This window comes from Marinobacter sediminicola, assembly GCF_031157525.1.
GTDB classification, from domain to species: Bacteria; Pseudomonadota; Gammaproteobacteria; order Pseudomonadales; family Oleiphilaceae; genus Marinobacter; species Marinobacter sediminicola.
The window spans coordinates 290,306-305,212 of sequence record NZ_JAVIXR010000002.1 but is presented as its reverse complement, the minus strand read 5'-3'; the positions used below and the strand labels follow the sequence as shown (position 1 = coordinate 305,212).

15 protein-coding genes are annotated in these 14,907 nt (G+C 54.8%); 7 read left to right on the top strand and 8 right to left on the bottom strand.

Annotated features, from left to right (window positions below):
* Window positions 1-14 precede the first annotated feature (14 nt).
* Window positions 15-1,082, bottom strand: a complete 1,068-nt coding sequence (gene mutY, locus RG807_RS04125) for an A/G-specific adenine glycosylase (RefSeq protein ID WP_298449143.1) — start codon at window positions 1,080-1,082, stop codon at window positions 15-17.
* Window positions 1,079-3,280, bottom strand: coding sequence for an AsmA family protein (locus RG807_RS04120; protein ID WP_309043748.1), 2,202 nt, complete (start codon window positions 3,278-3,280; stop codon window positions 1,079-1,081). Before RG807_RS04120 ends, mutY begins: the two co-directional genes overlap by 4 nt.
* Window positions 3,281-3,483: 203 nt before the next feature.
* On the opposite strand from RG807_RS04120, the gene RG807_RS04115 reads away from it, so the two are divergent.
* From RG807_RS04115 to hisF, 5 genes are all read left to right on the top strand, one after another.
* A complete protein-coding gene (locus RG807_RS04115; protein ID WP_298449139.1) occupies window positions 3,484-3,945 on the top strand; it encodes an SRPBCC family protein in 462 nt (153 codons plus the stop codon).
* A 125-nt stretch (window positions 3,946-4,070) separates the two neighbouring features.
* On the top strand, window positions 4,071-4,670 hold the full coding sequence (gene hisB, locus RG807_RS04110) for an imidazoleglycerol-phosphate dehydratase HisB (protein WP_200202910.1): 600 nt from the start codon (window positions 4,071-4,073) through the stop codon (window positions 4,668-4,670).
* Between the two features lie 39 nt (window positions 4,671-4,709).
* Window positions 4,710-5,351 (top strand): imidazole glycerol phosphate synthase subunit HisH, encoded by a 642-nt coding sequence (gene hisH, locus RG807_RS04105; RefSeq protein ID WP_309043747.1) that lies wholly within the window; start codon window positions 4,710-4,712, stop codon window positions 5,349-5,351.
* Window positions 5,345-6,082: a 1-(5-phosphoribosyl)-5-[(5-phosphoribosylamino)methylideneamino]imidazole-4-carboxamide isomerase gene (gene hisA / locus RG807_RS04100; RefSeq protein ID WP_309043746.1), complete on the top strand. Its 738-nt coding sequence runs from the start codon at window positions 5,345-5,347 to the stop codon at window positions 6,080-6,082. Before hisH ends, hisA begins: the two co-directional genes overlap by 7 nt.
* A gap of 14 nt (window positions 6,083-6,096) precedes the next feature.
* The gene (hisF, locus tag RG807_RS04095) at window positions 6,097-6,870 is read left to right on the top strand and encodes an imidazole glycerol phosphate synthase subunit HisF (RefSeq protein WP_309043745.1); all 774 of its coding nucleotides are present in this window, start codon (window positions 6,097-6,099) and stop codon (window positions 6,868-6,870) included.
* Here the strand turns inward: hisF and RG807_RS04090 are convergent.
* The 4 genes from RG807_RS04090 to gpmM all read right to left on the bottom strand — a co-directional run bounded on the left by RG807_RS04090 (window position 6,867) and on the right by gpmM (window position 11,911).
* On the bottom strand, window positions 6,867-7,613 hold the full coding sequence (locus RG807_RS04090) for a divergent polysaccharide deacetylase family protein (RefSeq protein WP_309043905.1): 747 nt from the start codon (window positions 7,611-7,613) through the stop codon (window positions 6,867-6,869). The genes hisF and RG807_RS04090 overlap by 4 nt on opposite strands.
* A gap of 92 nt (window positions 7,614-7,705) precedes the next feature.
* Window positions 7,706-9,103 carry a S41 family peptidase gene (locus tag RG807_RS04085; RefSeq protein WP_309043744.1) on the bottom strand — a complete coding sequence of 466 codons (1,398 nt, stop codon included), beginning with the start codon at window positions 9,101-9,103 and terminating at the stop codon, window positions 7,706-7,708.
* Between the two features lie 97 nt (window positions 9,104-9,200).
* Window positions 9,201-10,343 (bottom strand): murein hydrolase activator EnvC family protein, encoded by a 1,143-nt coding sequence (locus RG807_RS04080; protein WP_309043904.1) that lies wholly within the window; start codon window positions 10,341-10,343, stop codon window positions 9,201-9,203.
* A gap of 20 nt (window positions 10,344-10,363) precedes the next feature.
* Complete coding sequence (gpmM, locus tag RG807_RS04075) at window positions 10,364-11,911, bottom strand: 2,3-bisphosphoglycerate-independent phosphoglycerate mutase (protein WP_309043743.1); 1,548 nt, start codon at window positions 11,909-11,911, stop codon at window positions 10,364-10,366.
* A gap of 159 nt (window positions 11,912-12,070) precedes the next feature.
* Here gpmM and RG807_RS04070 point away from each other — a divergent pair, with 159 nt between their 5' ends.
* Complete coding sequence (locus RG807_RS04070; RefSeq protein ID WP_298449127.1) at window positions 12,071-12,487, top strand: rhodanese-like domain-containing protein; 417 nt, start codon at window positions 12,071-12,073, stop codon at window positions 12,485-12,487.
* Window positions 12,488-12,639: 152 nt separating this feature from the next.
* Window positions 12,640-13,143 (top strand): protein-export chaperone SecB, encoded by a 504-nt coding sequence (gene secB, locus RG807_RS04065; RefSeq protein WP_200202903.1) that lies wholly within the window; start codon window positions 12,640-12,642, stop codon window positions 13,141-13,143.
* A gap of 54 nt (window positions 13,144-13,197) precedes the next feature.
* Here secB and trmL read toward each other — a convergent pair whose 3' ends face one another.
* Window positions 13,198-13,674 carry a tRNA (uridine(34)/cytosine(34)/5-carboxymethylaminomethyluridine(34)-2'-O)-methyltransferase TrmL gene (trmL, locus tag RG807_RS04060; protein ID WP_309043742.1) on the bottom strand — a complete coding sequence of 159 codons (477 nt, stop codon included), beginning with the start codon at window positions 13,672-13,674 and terminating at the stop codon, window positions 13,198-13,200.
* 6 nt (window positions 13,675-13,680) lie between these two features.
* Window positions 13,681-14,859, bottom strand: a complete 1,179-nt coding sequence (locus RG807_RS04055; protein WP_309043741.1) for an acetyl-CoA C-acetyltransferase — start codon at window positions 14,857-14,859, stop codon at window positions 13,681-13,683.
* Window positions 14,860-14,907: the final 48 nt, after the last annotated feature.

Below are 14,907 nucleotides of genomic sequence, written 5' to 3'. Positions count from 1 at the left end.
GGTGCGCGCTGTTATCACAGCAGGTTGGTCTGTTCCGGGGTTGTGAGCAACGTGCGGATGGGCGCGGGCAAGCCCAGGGTTAGGGCTTCGTGCCGGTGGAGCCATTTCTGCTGGGCATCGTCCTTCACTGAGTTCTGCCTGGTTACATTTAGCCGGGCGGGCTGAATGTGCAGGTGGTAGTGGGAAAAAGTGTGACGAAAACCATCGATCAGCTCCGGCTCTGTGCAATTAACCCCAAGGCTCCTCTCGCAGGCTTCCTGCAGCTCATCTGCACCATAAGCCGGGTCCAACTCTGGCAGGCTCCAAAGCCCACCCCAAATGCCGCTGGGTGGTCGACGTTCCAGCAGAATGCGACCTTCCTGATCTTCAAGTATCACCATCCATGTGGTCTTTTCCGGCTTGGTTTTTTTCGGTTTTGAGCCGGGATAGAGCGTGGCTTCACCTCTGGCGTATGCCGTGCAACCTTGTTGCAGGGGGCAGTCCTCGCAGGCGGGGCGGGTGCGTGTGCAAACCATGGCACCGAGGTCCATGATGCCCTGGGTATAGTCCCGAACACGTTCATCGGGTGTGTGTGCTTCTGCGTGTACCCATAACTGCTTCTGTACAGAGGTCTGGCCGGGCCAGCCGGGAACGGCGTGATAGCGCGCCAGTACTCGCTTCACATTGCCATCGAGGATGGCTGCGCGTTTGTTGTGAGCTTGGGCAATAATGGCTGCGGCGGTGGAGCGGCCAATGCCGGTGAGGCTCTCCAGTTCTTCCTGTGTACTTGGGAAGGTGCCACCAAAATCTTCTATAACTGCACGGGCTGCTTTTTGCAGGTTACGGGCACGGGCGTAGTAGCCAAGCCCGGACCAGTGGCTGAGCACGTCATCCGTTGGCGCCTCCGCCAAAGACTGCACATCCGGGAAGCGCGCCATGAATGCCTGGTAGTAGGGGATAACAGTCGCCACTTGGGTTTGCTGGAGCATAATTTCAGAAACCCAAACCCGGTAGGCGGTGCGGTGGTGATGCCACGGCAGGTTATGCCTGCCGTGTTGGTCATACCATTTCAGAAGTTTGTCAGCGAAGCTGTCTGCCGTCACTTGAACAAACCTTTGAGGGCATCCTTTACCTTGTCGCCTGCACCTTCGCCGAGCTTTTCTTCCAGCTTTTCACGTGCCTTTTCCTCAGCTTTATCTTTCGCTCTATCTATTTCTTCGTTGGCTTTCTTCTTCGCGGCATTTGAGGCAATGGTTTTCAGCGTGTCGCGGAAGCGTGAGCCATCAAAGGAGCACAGGCTGGCGGCGCCGGCTGAGAAATCACCCCGGCATTCCACCGGTATAACCACGTCTTCCACGTACTCGGTTACACGGCAGGCGTTGTCGCGGTGGATGTCGCCTACAATCCGCAGACCTAGCTCATAATCAACCAGCGTTTGCTTCAGGTCGACGGTGCCTTGGCCTTCCAGTTTCATGCCTGCAAGTGATGCAACCAGGTCGGTGTTGTCAAAGGTGTTGCCGTTGATGTCCAGGGTGCCGTGCATATCGTTGAATGGCGTAGTGTCGCCCCAGTCATCTGCTGTTAGCTCGTCCTGGTTAACCAAAGCAATGCCTTGGCAAGCCAGGTGAGTCAGGTTCATTTTGCGGAACTCGCCTTCCGCAAGATTGAAGCTGATCTGGCCATCAGCTTTGTCTCTCAGAACCGAGATACGGTTGCCCGAGGTAGTGGCATTTATTTTAAGGTTGGCGCCACCGGCAAGCATGGTGATTTCTGCCAGATCTGCCAGCAGGGGAAGGGTCTGCACATTGCTGACATCTGAATTTATGGTCCATTTTGGCGTATCGGTGCGGGCATCAATGGTGGCGTTTGCGCCAAAACTGCCTTCATAGAGTTTGCCGCTGAATTCATCCACTTTCAGCAGGCCTTTGCTGGCGGTTGTGCTGGCCTTGATCTCGTTGATCGACAGGTTGCTTACAATCAGCTCGCCCAGTCCGAAGTCGATATCCAGTAGCAGGCCGCGCAGGGTTTCCAGTGGCAAGAGGTCGCCTTCCGGGCCGCTGGCGACGGTTTGAGCAGGCGCATCGCTTTCTGTATCTGCACCCTCGACCGCGGGAGGCAGGTAACGGTCGGCATTCAGCTTGTCACCCTGAAGATTGAATACAATGCCGCCGTTTTCCAGATTGTAGCTGCCTGAGCCCTTGAAGGTGGTGTCATCCAGCTTGATCTCCAGGTCAGACAGCGCAGGCTTGCCGGCTGGCCCGCCGATGTTGGTGGAGAACGCGATGGCTTCAAGGACGGCTTCATCGGTTGTTTTAACAGCAGGTTGCCCCAGATTTTCGAGCAGATCTTTCAGGGAGAACTCATTGATAGCCAGTTCGCCCTTGAGGGCAGGCTTGGCGCCGAAGCCTTTAACGTCCAGATTGGTACTCAGGGTCAGGTTTGCGAGGCTGGCGGTAAAGTCGCTCAGCGTTGCCGTTTCATTTTCCAGGTTGGCCTTGGCCGAACCAGACATTTCGGCAGTTACGGATTTGCCGCCGAATGGCTCGCCATTCATTTTGAATTCTGCTTTCAGGCCAGACATCGCGAAATCGTTCAGTGCTTCGTTGGCAGCAAGGCGGGCTTCTATGCTTCCGTCCACTGCGAACTGTGGCTGGGCTGTTTCTACACGGAAACCGATCTCCAGCGGAAACTCAGAGCCCAGAGTAATGCTGCTGGCGTTTACCGTGAAATCCTCAAGCGTCACTTTTTGGCCAGTGCCCAGATCGCTGTAGTGCACCTGGGCATTGCTGATCTGCACGTTATCGACATTAAAGTTAAGGGCCTCGCCGTCCTGTTCGTCGCCGGTGTCCGCTGCAGGCGTTTGTTCAGGTGTGCTGGCAACATCCTGTTTATTTTTCGCTTCGCCTTCTGCCGGCTCCGGCATGATGCGGGTCCAGTTGCCTTCGCCCTGTTCGTTGATGGTCAGGTGGGCCTCGAGCCCGTCGAGTACGAAGGTGTCTACCTGGGGCGACATGGCAATCAGAGACCAGAAGTCGATCTGTGCCACCAGTTTTTTCAATGCAACGAGTCGCTCGCCATCCAGAGTGGCCTCAACATCATTCAACTCAAGTCCGAGAGGGATGAAAGACCAACCGATATCGCCTTCCAGAATGAGGTCGAGGTTGGTTTTTTCCTCAACAACTTTTTCGATCTGCGGTTTGTAATCATTTGGGTCGATAACAACCATGGCAATAGCAATCGCGGCAATGGCGAGAACAATTACTGCAACGATGGCGATCAGCACATAACGTATGGCTTTCATGTTTCGGGCGTCCTTTCTTGTTGCGAGAACTGGTGCGATAGCTTTCAGGATTCAAGCCGAATCCGGGTGCGAATAAGCTAAAGGATAACGCAGGGTTAACAAATTAACAGGGTGGGAGTATGACAATGCCGTAGTGTTAGGCCAAAATACCCCCATTGTTTCCGCGCTGAGAATTATTGAATAACCATAAAAAGGAGTTCGCTGTGGCTATTACTGTTTCGATTGAACTGAACCGAGAGCTTGAAATACCGGGCAGTTATGACGAAGTATTCGACCTGCTGGCAGATGTGCCGCGCTCTGCAGCCCATTTCCCAAAAGTGAATAAGCTCACAGACTTGGGCGATAACACTTACCGCTGGGAAATGGAAAAGGTGGGTGTCGACAAGCACGCAATCCAATCTGTATACGCAAGCAAGTATGCTTCCGACAAAGACTCAGGGAAAATTACCTGGGAGCCTGTAAAAGGCGAGGGTAATGGCCTGGTGCGCGGGTCCTGGGTGCTGAAGGCAAAAGGAGATAATGCCACCATTGCGAAATTCCAGACCAGCGCTGAGCTTACTCTGCCGCTGCCCGGGCTTTTGAAACTCGCCATCAGTCCTGTTATCAAGCATGAGTTCAACGGCTTGGTGGACACTTACATGGCCAATCTTAAGAAGGCCTTCTGATTTTTCTGTTCAGACGAACTATCGTAGCGATTAATCCGGTTATGGGACTCCTGAGGGCATAAAAGGTATAATCCCGGAATTGATATTTTCCGGCGTTGTGCCACTTAATTTGCTACGGAGTCTCCATGGCCGAACGTAAGGCTCGGGTAGAACGAAATACCCTTGAAACCCAGATCACTGTCGACATTAACCTCGACGGTACCGGCAAATCCAGATTTGATACAGGCGTACCCTTTCTGGAACACATGATGGAGCAAATTGCCCGTCATGGGATGATGGATCTGGATATCGTTTCCAAAGGCGATTTGCACATTGATGACCACCACACAGTGGAAGACGTTGGCATTACTCTTGGCCAGGCGTTCAAGCAGGCGGTGGGAGATAAAAAAGGCATTTGCCGTTACGGCCATGCCTATGTGCCCATGGATGAGGCCCTTTCTCGCGTTGCGATTGACCTGTCTGGCCGCCCTGGCCTGATTATGGAAGTGCCGTTTACCCGCGCAGTTGTGGGTGGCTTTGATGTGGATCTGTTTGAAGAGTTTTTCCGTGGATTTATCAACCATGCCATGGTGACTGTGCATATTGATAACCTGCGCGGCAAGAATACCCACCACCAGATTGAAACTGTGTTCAAGGCATTCGGCCGTGCCCTGCGTATGGCGGTTGAAATGGATGAGCGCATGGCGATGGCGGGTGTTACTCCGTCTACCAAAGGTTCGCTGTAAGCTGCCGTTCCAAAGCCACTGAAGGACACAGAACCGACCATGAAAACCGTTGCCATCATAGACTACGGCATGGGTAATCTTCACTCTGCCCGCAAGGCGGTAGAGCATGTAGCCCCGGACACCAGAGTTCTGGTGACCGACAACGCAGACCAGATTCGTGAAGCTGACCGGGTGATTCTCCCCGGTGTCGGCGCCATACGTGATTGCATGGCGGAAATTCGCCGGCTGGGTGTGGATGAACTGGTGCGCGAGGTGTCTCGCGACCGTCCGTTTCTCGGTATTTGCGTCGGCATGCAGGCGCTGATGTCCCGCAGTGAAGAAAATGGCGGTGTTGATTGCATAGGCCTGTTTCCTTCTGAGGTCCGCTATTTTGGCGACAACCTGGTAGTCAACGGTGAGCGCTTGAAAGTGCCCCACATGGGCTGGAACGAGGTTTACCATTCGGTTGAGCATCCTCTTTGGCAGGGTATTCCCGACGGTGAGCGCTTCTACTTTGTGCACAGTTATTACGCTGAGGCAGAAGGTAATGCAGACATTGCCGGGCGTAGCCATTACAGCGTCGATCTGGCAGCGGCAGTCGCCCGCAACAATATTTTTGCAGTGCAGTTCCACCCTGAGAAAAGTGCTGGGGCAGGGCTGCAATTACTCAAAAACTTTACTGACTGGAACGGAACATGCTGATTATTCCCGCCATTGATCTGAAAGACGGCCGATGCGTGCGGTTGCGCCAGGGCCGCATGGAAGATTCCACTGTGTTTGGTGGTGACCCGGTTGATATGGCCACCCGCTGGGTGGAAGCTGGTGCCCGCCGTTTGCATCTTGTTGATTTGAACGGCGCATTTGCAGGCGAGCCGGTTAACGGAGAAATCGTAAAGGCCATTGCCCGGAAATACCCGGATTTGCCCATACAGATTGGCGGCGGTATTCGTTCAGCAGAAACCATTGAGGCCTATCTCAAAGCCGGCGTGCAGTGGGTGATTATTGGCACCAAAGCGGTTAAAGAGCCTGAGTTTGTGACGGAAATGTGTAAGCGCTTCCCAGGCCACATTATTGTAGGCCTGGATGCCAAAGACGGCCGCGTTGCAACAGATGGCTGGGCTGAAGTCTCCGAAGTGATGGCCGTTGATCTGGCCAAGCGATTTGCCAACGATGGCGTTGAATCTATTGTTTACACCGACATCAACCGTGACGGCATGATGCAGGGCGTTAACGTGGAAGCCACGGCTGCTTTGGCAGAAGAGGGTGGCATTCCGGTAATCGCTTCCGGTGGCGTAACCAATATGGATGACCTTAAGCGTTTGGCGCCGGTTGCCCATAAAGGCATCATCGGTGCGATCACTGGCCGGGCGATCTATGAAGGCACACTGGATGTTGCTGAAGCCCAGGCATACTGCGACTCCCTGCAAGGCTGAATAAGGCACATACTATGACATTGGCTAAACGCATTATTCCCTGCCTGGATGTGGATAAAGGGCGCGTTGTAAAAGGCGTAAACTTTGTGGATATCCGGGATGCCGGAGATCCCGTAGAAGTCGCTCGCCGCTATAACGAACAGGGCGCCGACGAGATTACCTTTCTGGATATCACCGCAAGCAGTGAAAGTCGCGATACAACCTATGAAATGGTTGAGCGCATGGCGGCCGAAGTCTTCATTCCATTGACCGTTGGCGGTGGTGTTCGTGCTGTTGAAGACATCCGTAAACTGCTCAATGCAGGTGCGGACAAGGTTGCGATAAACACCGCGGCTGTGTTCAACCCGGAGCTGGTTAAAGAAGCTGCAGACCGGTTTGGAAGCCAGTGCATTGTGGTTGCCATTGATGCCAAGCAGGTAAGTGCCGAAGGTGAAGCGCCGCGCTGGGAAATCTTTACCCATGGTGGGCGCAAGCCAACCGGGCTGGATGCTGTGGACTGGGCGTGCAAAATGGTAGAAATGGGTGCCGGCGAGCTTTTGCTTACCAGCATGGATAGAGACGGCACCAAAATCGGTTTTGATTTGGGGCTGACCCGTGCAGTCAGCGATGCGGTATCCGTTCCTGTAATCGCCTCAGGCGGTGTGGGAGAGCTTCAGCACTTGGCAGACGGGGTTACCAAAGGCGGCGCAGACGCGGTACTGGCGGCCTCCATATTTCACTTTGGTGAGCACACCATTCCCGAAGCAAAGGCCTTTATGAGGGCTCAGGGTATCGAAGTTCGGGATTAGTCCTTCCTGGCAAAGGCAGGCCGGATGGTCTGCTTTTCGCCTTCCGCAAACATCTTCTGGTTGTTGTTGCGAATAGCCCAGAGCCCGCTCACTGTAGCAATAGCGATACCCTGCTCGTCCAGCAGGGGCAGATGCTTTTCCAGATAATCCACAGTTACGGTATGTGGGTGGCCAATGCCAATTGCGCTGCCGTTTTCCTTCGCTTGCCGAATCAGTTCCTTGAATTGCCGATCTACAAACTCTTCTGTTTGCTCGTGATCAAGAAATACGTCCCGGGTCATTGTGGGAATCTGGTAAGCCGTGGCGACGTCACCGGCAACGGATGATGCAATGGTGCGGCTGTCGACAAAATAGACCGGGTAGCGGTACAGCTCTTTCATAACCCAGTCCATAGGTTTCAACTGCTGGGTTAGCAGGCTGCCCATGTGATTATTCACCCCTTGCACGTAGGGGATGGATTGCAAAGCACGGCGCAGGGTTATGGTTGTCGCCGACTCGTCCATATCCGGCGTTAAGCCTCCTGGCCCAAGGCTGAAGTTCCGGGTGTTGGCCATAGGTATGTGCAGCATGATTTCTTTGCTGCGGCTATGTGCCAGGCGCGCGAGTGGGTCTGTGTGGCGGCGATAGGGCAGGAACGCCAGAGTAAGCGGCTGGTCCAGATTGGCCAGGCGCTCGCCCTCGTGCAGGTTGTGCCCCATGTCATCAATAATGATGGCGATGGTTGGCGGAACATCCTGTGCCATTGGGTCTGCTGCTGCACTTGTAGCAACGCCCACCAAGGTAGCCAGTGTCAGTCTGGCCAAAAAGGTGGCCAGAGTTAAACGGGAGAATGCCTTCACTGTGCTGCGTCGGCTCCCTTATGGTTCAGAATACTCAGTCCTTTCAGAAGATTAAGTGCTGACCGTAGCTGATAATCCCTGTCTGCTATGGAGCCAGGCTGGTCTTCGCTCTTCGATTGTTTATCTTTGCTTTCCGTTTCTTCGTCCTGACCTATCAGGTGGCCACTCAGATCCGCTTCAGTGAAGAAAGGGCGGCTATCCAGCTCTTTCAGTTCGGCCGGCTTTACTTCAATGTCTGGCTTAATGCCGGTGGCCTGTATGGAGCGACCGTCGGGGGTGTAGTAGCGCGCCGTTGTCATTTTGATGGCGTGGGTTTCGTCCAGCGGGATAACAGTCTGAACGCTGCCTTTGCCAAAGGACTGTGTGCCCATTATGACGGCTCGCTTGTGATCCTGCAGGGCACCGGCAACAATTTCAGATGCAGACGCCGAGCCGCCGTTTATCAATACAACAATGGGCGTGCCTTCCATCAGATCGCCGTCTTTGGCGCTGAACCGAAGGCGGGAGCTTTGAATTCTGCCTTCGGTGTACACAATCAGCCCTTCATCCAGAAGAGCGTCAGCGGTTGCTACGGCTGCCTGCAACACACCGCCTGGGTTGTTGCGAAGGTCTATCACCAGCCCGTCCAGATCGCCGTCGTGCTCTTCTTTCAGTTTGTTAAGGGCTTTCGAAAACTGCCCGCCGGTTTCAGCCTGGAATTGAGTCACGCGCACATAGCCGTAGCCGTTTTCGATCATGCGGCTCTTCACGCTGGTTACCTTGATAACTGCGCGCTCAACATCAATTTCTAAGGGGCCGCTCTGGCCCTCACGCATGATGGTCAGCGTAAGGATGGTGCCAGGCTTGCCACGCATAAGTTGAACGGATTCTTCCAGGCTCATGCCTTTTACGGGCTTTTCATCAAGCTTGATGATCAGATCACCTGCCTGAACGCCGGACTGCTGAGCCGGTGTGTCATCAATGGGGGCAATAACCTTTATAAAGCCATTCTCCATGCCCACTTCAATGCCCAGGCCGCCAAACTCGCCAGAGGTGCTTTCCTCCAGCTCTTCATAGTCCTTGGGCGCCAGGTAAGTAGAGTGCGGGTCGAGATCGGATAGCATGCCTTTGATGGCGCTTTCCAGCAGTTGGCGATCGTCTACCTCTTCCACGTAGGCTGCCTTGATGCGGCTGAACACCTCAGTGAATTTACGCAGATCGTCCAGGGGCAGTTGTTTTTCCGGGTCCGGCAGCGTGATTTCAATACGCTCACCGTCCTGCATACCTTCCAGTACCTGGGAGCTATCTGCCGCGTAATCCTGGGCGAATGCAAACCCGGGTAGGGAGGTGAAACAGGCGGCGAGGATGGCTGAGCGCAAAGGTGAGGCTTGGAGTGTACGTCGGACCCGTTTCATTCACATATCCCGTGGTTATTCCGGTAGTTGGGCTGAACCTGCTATATCCCGACAGTATGGCGTCAGCGGGCCCGTTTGTCAGCCCCGCTGCGGGTGTTCAGTTAGTCAGCCAGCGCCCCGGGTTGTCCGGTTTGCCATTATGTCGAACTTCAAAATAGAGTGCCGGCGCCTCGGTTCCGCCTGTGCGGCCCGCTTGTGCAATGGCTTCCCCTGCTGCAACCCAGTCTCCAGGGCTGGTGAACAGGCTACTGCTGTGGCCATAGAGTGTCATGTAGCCATCTCCATGATCAATAATTGTTATCAGCCCAAAGCCCCGGAGCCAGTTCGCAAAAACAACCCGACCATAGTGAATGGCTTTGATTTCAGCTTCTTCCCGGGTCTGAATGATCAGCCCGTTTCTGCGCAGTTTGCCATCGGCGTACTTCTCGCCAAAACGACTAACCACTCTGCCCTGTGCCGGCCACGGCAATTTGTTGCGAAGCGACTGAAAGGGGGCGGATTCATTGGGAGATGGAATGCTGGCGATGGCTTGCTGAACTTCCGAAAGCAGCTTTTCCAGCCGCTTGCGATCGGATTCCAGCTCATCCTTTTCGCTGCGATGGCTGCGGATGTCCTGGTCAAGCGCTGCGAGCGTCTTCTGGCGCTCCAGACGAGAGGCTTTTAGCGCTTGCTGGCGTTTAATAACCCCTTCCTCTGCGCTCGCAAGTTTGGCGCGGGTGCTTTGCACGGCGGCTTGCGTGACCTTTAGTTCTTCCAGGTTCTTATGGAAGGTTTCCAGGCGCCGCACTGTGTCGCGGCTGAGGTATTCGTAATAGGTCATGGTCCGGGCAATGTTGTCCGGATTGATTTCGTTGAGCAGCACTTTCACGGCGGGAGCGTCGCCTTCCATCCAGGCGGTGCGTATCTGCTTTTTCAGGCTTTCCCTCTGGCGCTCCAGGGTGCGCGTCAGTTCCCGTTCTTCACTTTGCAAAGTAGCCAGCTGTTGTTGCTGCTCTTTTACCTGCTCCCCCAGAGATCTGCGCTCGTGAGTCAGCCGGCTGATGGTGCGTTCAGCCGCAGCCAGCTGTCGCTCCAGGGCGGAGCGGTCCTTTTCAGCGTCCGCCAGCCATTTGTCGATTCCCTCAATGCGTTTTTTGAGGGCTTCGATCTGGGCTGGCGTTACCTCTTTCCCAAACGCTAATGGCGCAGCAGCACCCACTAGAAACGTGAGTGCCAGCGTCAGTGCCGCCGTCAATCGCAATGCTGTGGCCTGTTTCCGGATCAACCGATTTTAACCAGGCTGTGCCCGGTCATTTCCTTCGGCAGTTCCAGCTCCATCAATGCGAGCAGGGTGGGGGCTACGTCGCTCAGGCTACCGTCATCACTCAGGCTTACCTCGCGGCTACCTGTGTAGACAAGAGGTACGGGCCCAATGGTGTGTGCTGTATGAACCTGGCCAGATTCGGGGTCAGTCATCTGCTCGCAGTTGCCGTGGTCGGCTGTTATCAGTGCCTGACCATCGACTTCTTCCAGCGCCTCGACTACTCGCTGTACGCACTGATCCAGGCACTCTACGGCTTTTACGGCTGCATCCAGTTTGCCGGTATGGCCCACCATGTCACCGTTGGCGTAGTTGCATACCACCAGGTCATATTTTCCACTCTTGATGGCTTCTACCAGCTTGTCGGTGACTTCCGGCGCGCTCATCTCTGGCTGTAGATCGTAGGTTGCCACTTTAGGGGATGGCACCAGAATTCTATCTTCGCCCGCAAAAGGTGTTTCCTGCCCGCCGTTAAAGAAGAAAGTGACGTGGGCATATTTTTCGGTTTCGGAAATGCGCAACTGTGTTTTACCGAGCCCCGCCAGATACTCGCCCAAACCGTTGACCAGTTGCTCCGGCGGGTAGGCGCAGGAGGTTTTGATATCTGCCGCGTACTCGGTGAGCATCACAAAATCTGCAAGCTTAGGATGTTTCCTGCGCTCAAATCCGTCAAAAGCCTCATCTACAAACGTGCGGGTCATTTCCCGGGCCCGGTCAGCCCGGAAGTTCATGAACAGAACGGCGTCGCCATCGTTGATCGTGGCAGCGGGCTCGCCCGCGTTCTGAATCAGGGTTGGTTTAACAAATTCATCGTTCTCGCCGCGCTCGTATGCCTGTTCCAGGCCCGACACCGGGTCTGTAGCTACGAATTCTGATTCGCCCAAGGTCATCAGGTTGTAGGCTGTTTCTACTCTGTCCCAGCGGTTGTCCCTGTCCATAGCGAAGTAGCGACCAACAATGGAGGCCACGCGACCTACGCCCAGGCTGTTCAGCTTTGCAGCAGCCTTCTCAAGGGATGGGCGAGCACTGCGGGGTGGCATGTCGCGGCCATCCAGGAATGCGTGAATATATACTTCTTTCGCACCTCGAGCGGCAGCAAGCTCGGCGGCTACGAGCATGTGGTCTTCATGGCAGTGAACGCCGCCGGGAGAGAGCAATCCCATAAGATGAACGGCGCCGCCATTGCTGATGGCTTTGTCGATTGCTGCGCAAAGAACCGTGTTTTCGTTGAAGGTTCCTTCCTCTATGTCTTTGTCGATGCGCGTCAGGCTCTGATAAACCACGCGACCCGCACCAAGGTTCATGTGGCCGACTTCGGAGTTGCCCATTTGGCCTTGTGGCAGGCCTACAAACATACCGGAGGTGTTGATGAGGGTTTTAGGTCTGGAGGCCCAGAGCTTGTCCCAAAAAGGCGTATTGGCGTTGCTGATCGCGTTATCTTCAGCGGGGTTACGGTGGCCCCAGCCGTCTAGAATTATCAGTGCTGTCGGCTTGCGCAATGCTGTCATCATTCAGTCCGGAGGTAGAGTTGCAGTAAATTTTCAGAAGTAGGCGTGAAGCTTATCCATTTTTACACTTTGAGGCCACAGTCGTCACCTGTATGGTCACCTTCTGTCGGGCGTGCAGGCTGTGTATAATCCGCCCAAACTTATTTTCAGGGTAACCTCATGGATCGGTTGTTTGAATTTGTCGTTAACCACTACATTCTCGCTTCGCTGTTTGTAGCCTTTCTGATCGCTATTCTTGTGTTGGAGTCCCGGCGGGGTGGTGCCAAGATTTCTGCACAGGGTGCTGTTAGCCTGATCAACCGGGACGAAGCCATAGTGGTGGATATCCGTGACCGCAAAGAGTTCGGCGAAGGCCGCATTACCGGGTCAATCAATATTCCGCTGAGCAGCCTTAAAGGCCGTGCTGCCGAGCTGAATAAGCACAAGAGCAAGCAGATTATTGTGGCGGACAAAATGGGGCAGCATTCCGCTATGGCCGTCAAGCAGCTGAACGCAGAAGGTTTCACCAATGTGGTGCGACTCAACGGCGGGGTCAGCGACTGGAAGGCCAGCAATTTGCCGCTGGTAAAAAAATAGCAGCGGCAGCATAACTTGATCTGAGCGCCGATCTGCCGCACTGTTTCACATAACAGATCGTCGCCAGGCAGTAGACTGTCACGGCAGATGTAACTATAACAACGGGCCCTGAGCCCTCTCTAAGACTCCCTACTAAAGCAAAAGGACTTAACATGGCTGAGAATCCGCAAGCCGCCGCAGGCAACGAAAACCAGAATCAAGCTCAGTTTGCGCTTCAGCGTATCTACGTGAAGGATCTGTCTTTTGAGTCCCCGAATTCACCGGTGGTATTTCAGGAGCAGTGGAAGCCGCATGTAAACCTGGATCTGAATACCGCTCACACAAAAGTCAGTGACAACCAGTACGAAGTTGTTCTGTCGCTGACCGTTACGGCGAAAATTGACGACAAAGTTGCTTACATTGTCGAGATTCAACAGGCGGGTGTGTTCCTGGTTTCTGGTATTGACGGGCCGCAGCTTGGCCAGATGCTGGGTGCCTATTGCCCCACTATTCTGTTCCCCTATGCCCGTGAAGCAATTGATGGTGTTGTTAACAAGGGTAGCTTCCCGGCATTGATGTTGGCGCCTGTTAACTTCGACGCTATCTATGCCCAGGCATTGCAGCGCAAGCAGGAAGAGGCAGCCGGTGAAGCCGGTGCCGAGCAGAAAACTCACTAAGCGTTTTGCTCTATCCTGATTAAAAAAAAACCCGGCAGTTGCCGGGTTTTTTGTTTATGACGTGCTGCCTGGTGAGCCCTCGAACCCTAGCTGCCTCCAGGCTTCGTAAACTACCAAAGCCGCGGTATTGGAGAGGTTGAGGCTTCGGCTATTCGGGCACATGGGTACCTTCAGGCAGTGCTCTGCAGATAGACCCTCGCGTACATCTTCCGGCAGACCGCGGGTTTCCGGGCCGAACATCAGGTAGTCACCTTCCTGATAGGCCACCTGGTGATAGTAACGGTGGCCTTTCGTGGTGAGACCAAACAGGCGCTGAGGCTGCTCACTGTCCAGGAATGCCTGATAGTTCTTGTGCACTTTAACTGTGGCGTATTCGTTATAGTCCAAGCCCGCACGCCGCATCTGCTTGTCCTCCAGAGTGAATCCCAGAGGCTCAATCAGATGCAGGTTGCAGCCGGTATTGGCGCACAGTCGGATGATATTTCCCGTATTGGGCGGTATCTCCGGCTCGTATAGCACCACATTCAGCATTTGGCTTTAGCGCTCAACTGCAAGGGCAACACCCATACCGCCACCGATGCATAGGGTTGCCAGACCTTTGTGCGCATCACGGCGTACCATTTCGTGCAAAAGTGAAACCAGTATGCGACAGCCAGAAGCGCCAATGGGGTGGCCCAGAGCAATGGCGCCGCCGTTGACGTTCACCTTGTTGGTGTCCCAGCCCATATCGCGGTTTACGGAGATGGCTTGGGCCGCAAAGGCTTCGTTGGCTTCCACCAGATCGAGATCGTCAACGCTCCAGCCCGCCAGTTTCAGGCAGCGTTGGCTGGCAGGAATTGGGCCGGTGCCCATAATAGTGGGGTCTACGCCGGCATTGGCGTGGGCCTTGATGGTTGCCAGAGGTGTCAGGCCCAGCTCTTTTGCCTTGTCTGCGCTACACACCAGAACAGCTGCCGCGCCATCGTTCAGAGATGAAGCGTTGCCTGCAGTCACCGTACCGTCTTTTTTGAACGCAGGGCGGAGTTTGCCAAGGCCTTCGGCGGATACGCCGTCGCGGGGCCCTTCATCTTTGCTCACTACAACCGGGTCGCCTTTACGCTGGGGAATAGAAACCGGCACGATTTCGCCATCAAAGCGACCGGCTTCTCTGGCGGCAACCGCTTTTTGTTGAGAGGCTGCTGCGAACTCGTCCTGCTCGTCGCGGCTGATGCCGTATTTCTCAACAATATTCTCTGCAGTGATGCCCATGTGGTAGTCGTTGAAGGCATCCCAGAGGCCGTCTGTGACCATGGTGTCGATCATGGTCCAGTTGCCCATACGCTGGCCGTTGCGGCTGTTGGGCAGCACGTGGGGCGACTGGCTCATGTTTTCCTGACCGCCCGCAATAATCATTTCAGCATCGCCACAGCGAATTGACTGAACGGCCATGTGAACGGCTTTGAGGCCGGAGCCGCACACCTTGTTGATGGTTATAGCGGGTACAGAAGCGGGCAGCCCAGCGTTGATGGCCGACTGGCGTGCCGGGTTCTGGCCGGAGCCTGCGGTCAGAACCTGGCCCAGAACGACTTCATCGATCTGGTTGCCGGCAATACCGGTTTCCTCCAGCAGTGCTTTAATAACAGCGGTGCCGAGCTGGTCCGCACGAAGGCTGGAAAGGCCTCCGCCAAATGCTCCAATAGCTGTACGCCGAGCGGCAACGATGACGACATCACGCATAGGAAATCTCCAGTCAGGTGGGTGTGCTTCGGCAGGGCGCTGTAACAA

What these genes read in the sequence shown, in the direction of transcription:
- RG807_RS04120 (WP_309043748.1), bottom strand. Translation starts at nt 3,280, where the DNA reads ATGAAAGCCATACGTTATGTGCTGATCGCCATCGTTGCAGTAATTGTT.
- hisB (WP_200202910.1), top strand. Translation starts at nt 4,071, where the DNA reads ATGGCCGAACGTAAGGCTCGGGTAGAACGAAATACCCTTGAAACCCAG.
- hisH (WP_309043747.1), top strand. Translation starts at nt 4,710, where the DNA reads ATGAAAACCGTTGCCATCATAGACTACGGCATGGGTAATCTTCACTCT.
- hisA (WP_309043746.1), top strand. Translation starts at nt 5,345, where the DNA reads ATGCTGATTATTCCCGCCATTGATCTGAAAGACGGCCGATGCGTGCGG.
- hisF (WP_309043745.1), top strand. Translation starts at nt 6,097, where the DNA reads ATGACATTGGCTAAACGCATTATTCCCTGCCTGGATGTGGATAAAGGG.
- RG807_RS04090 (WP_309043905.1), bottom strand. Translation starts at nt 7,613, where the DNA reads ATGGCACAGGATGTTCCGCCAACCATCGCCATCATTATTGATGACATG.
- RG807_RS04085 (WP_309043744.1), bottom strand. Translation starts at nt 9,103, where the DNA reads ATGAAACGGGTCCGACGTACACTCCAAGCCTCACCTTTGCGCTCAGCC.
- gpmM (WP_309043743.1), bottom strand. Translation starts at nt 11,911, where the DNA reads ATGACAGCATTGCGCAAGCCGACAGCACTGATAATTCTAGACGGCTGG.
- RG807_RS04070 (WP_298449127.1), top strand. Translation starts at nt 12,071, where the DNA reads ATGGATCGGTTGTTTGAATTTGTCGTTAACCACTACATTCTCGCTTCG.
- secB (WP_200202903.1), top strand. Translation starts at nt 12,640, where the DNA reads ATGGCTGAGAATCCGCAAGCCGCCGCAGGCAACGAAAACCAGAATCAA.
- trmL (WP_309043742.1), bottom strand. Translation starts at nt 13,674, where the DNA reads ATGCTGAATGTGGTGCTATACGAGCCGGAGATACCGCCCAATACGGGA.
- RG807_RS04055 (WP_309043741.1), bottom strand. Translation starts at nt 14,859, where the DNA reads ATGCGTGATGTCGTCATCGTTGCCGCTCGGCGTACAGCTATTGGAGCA.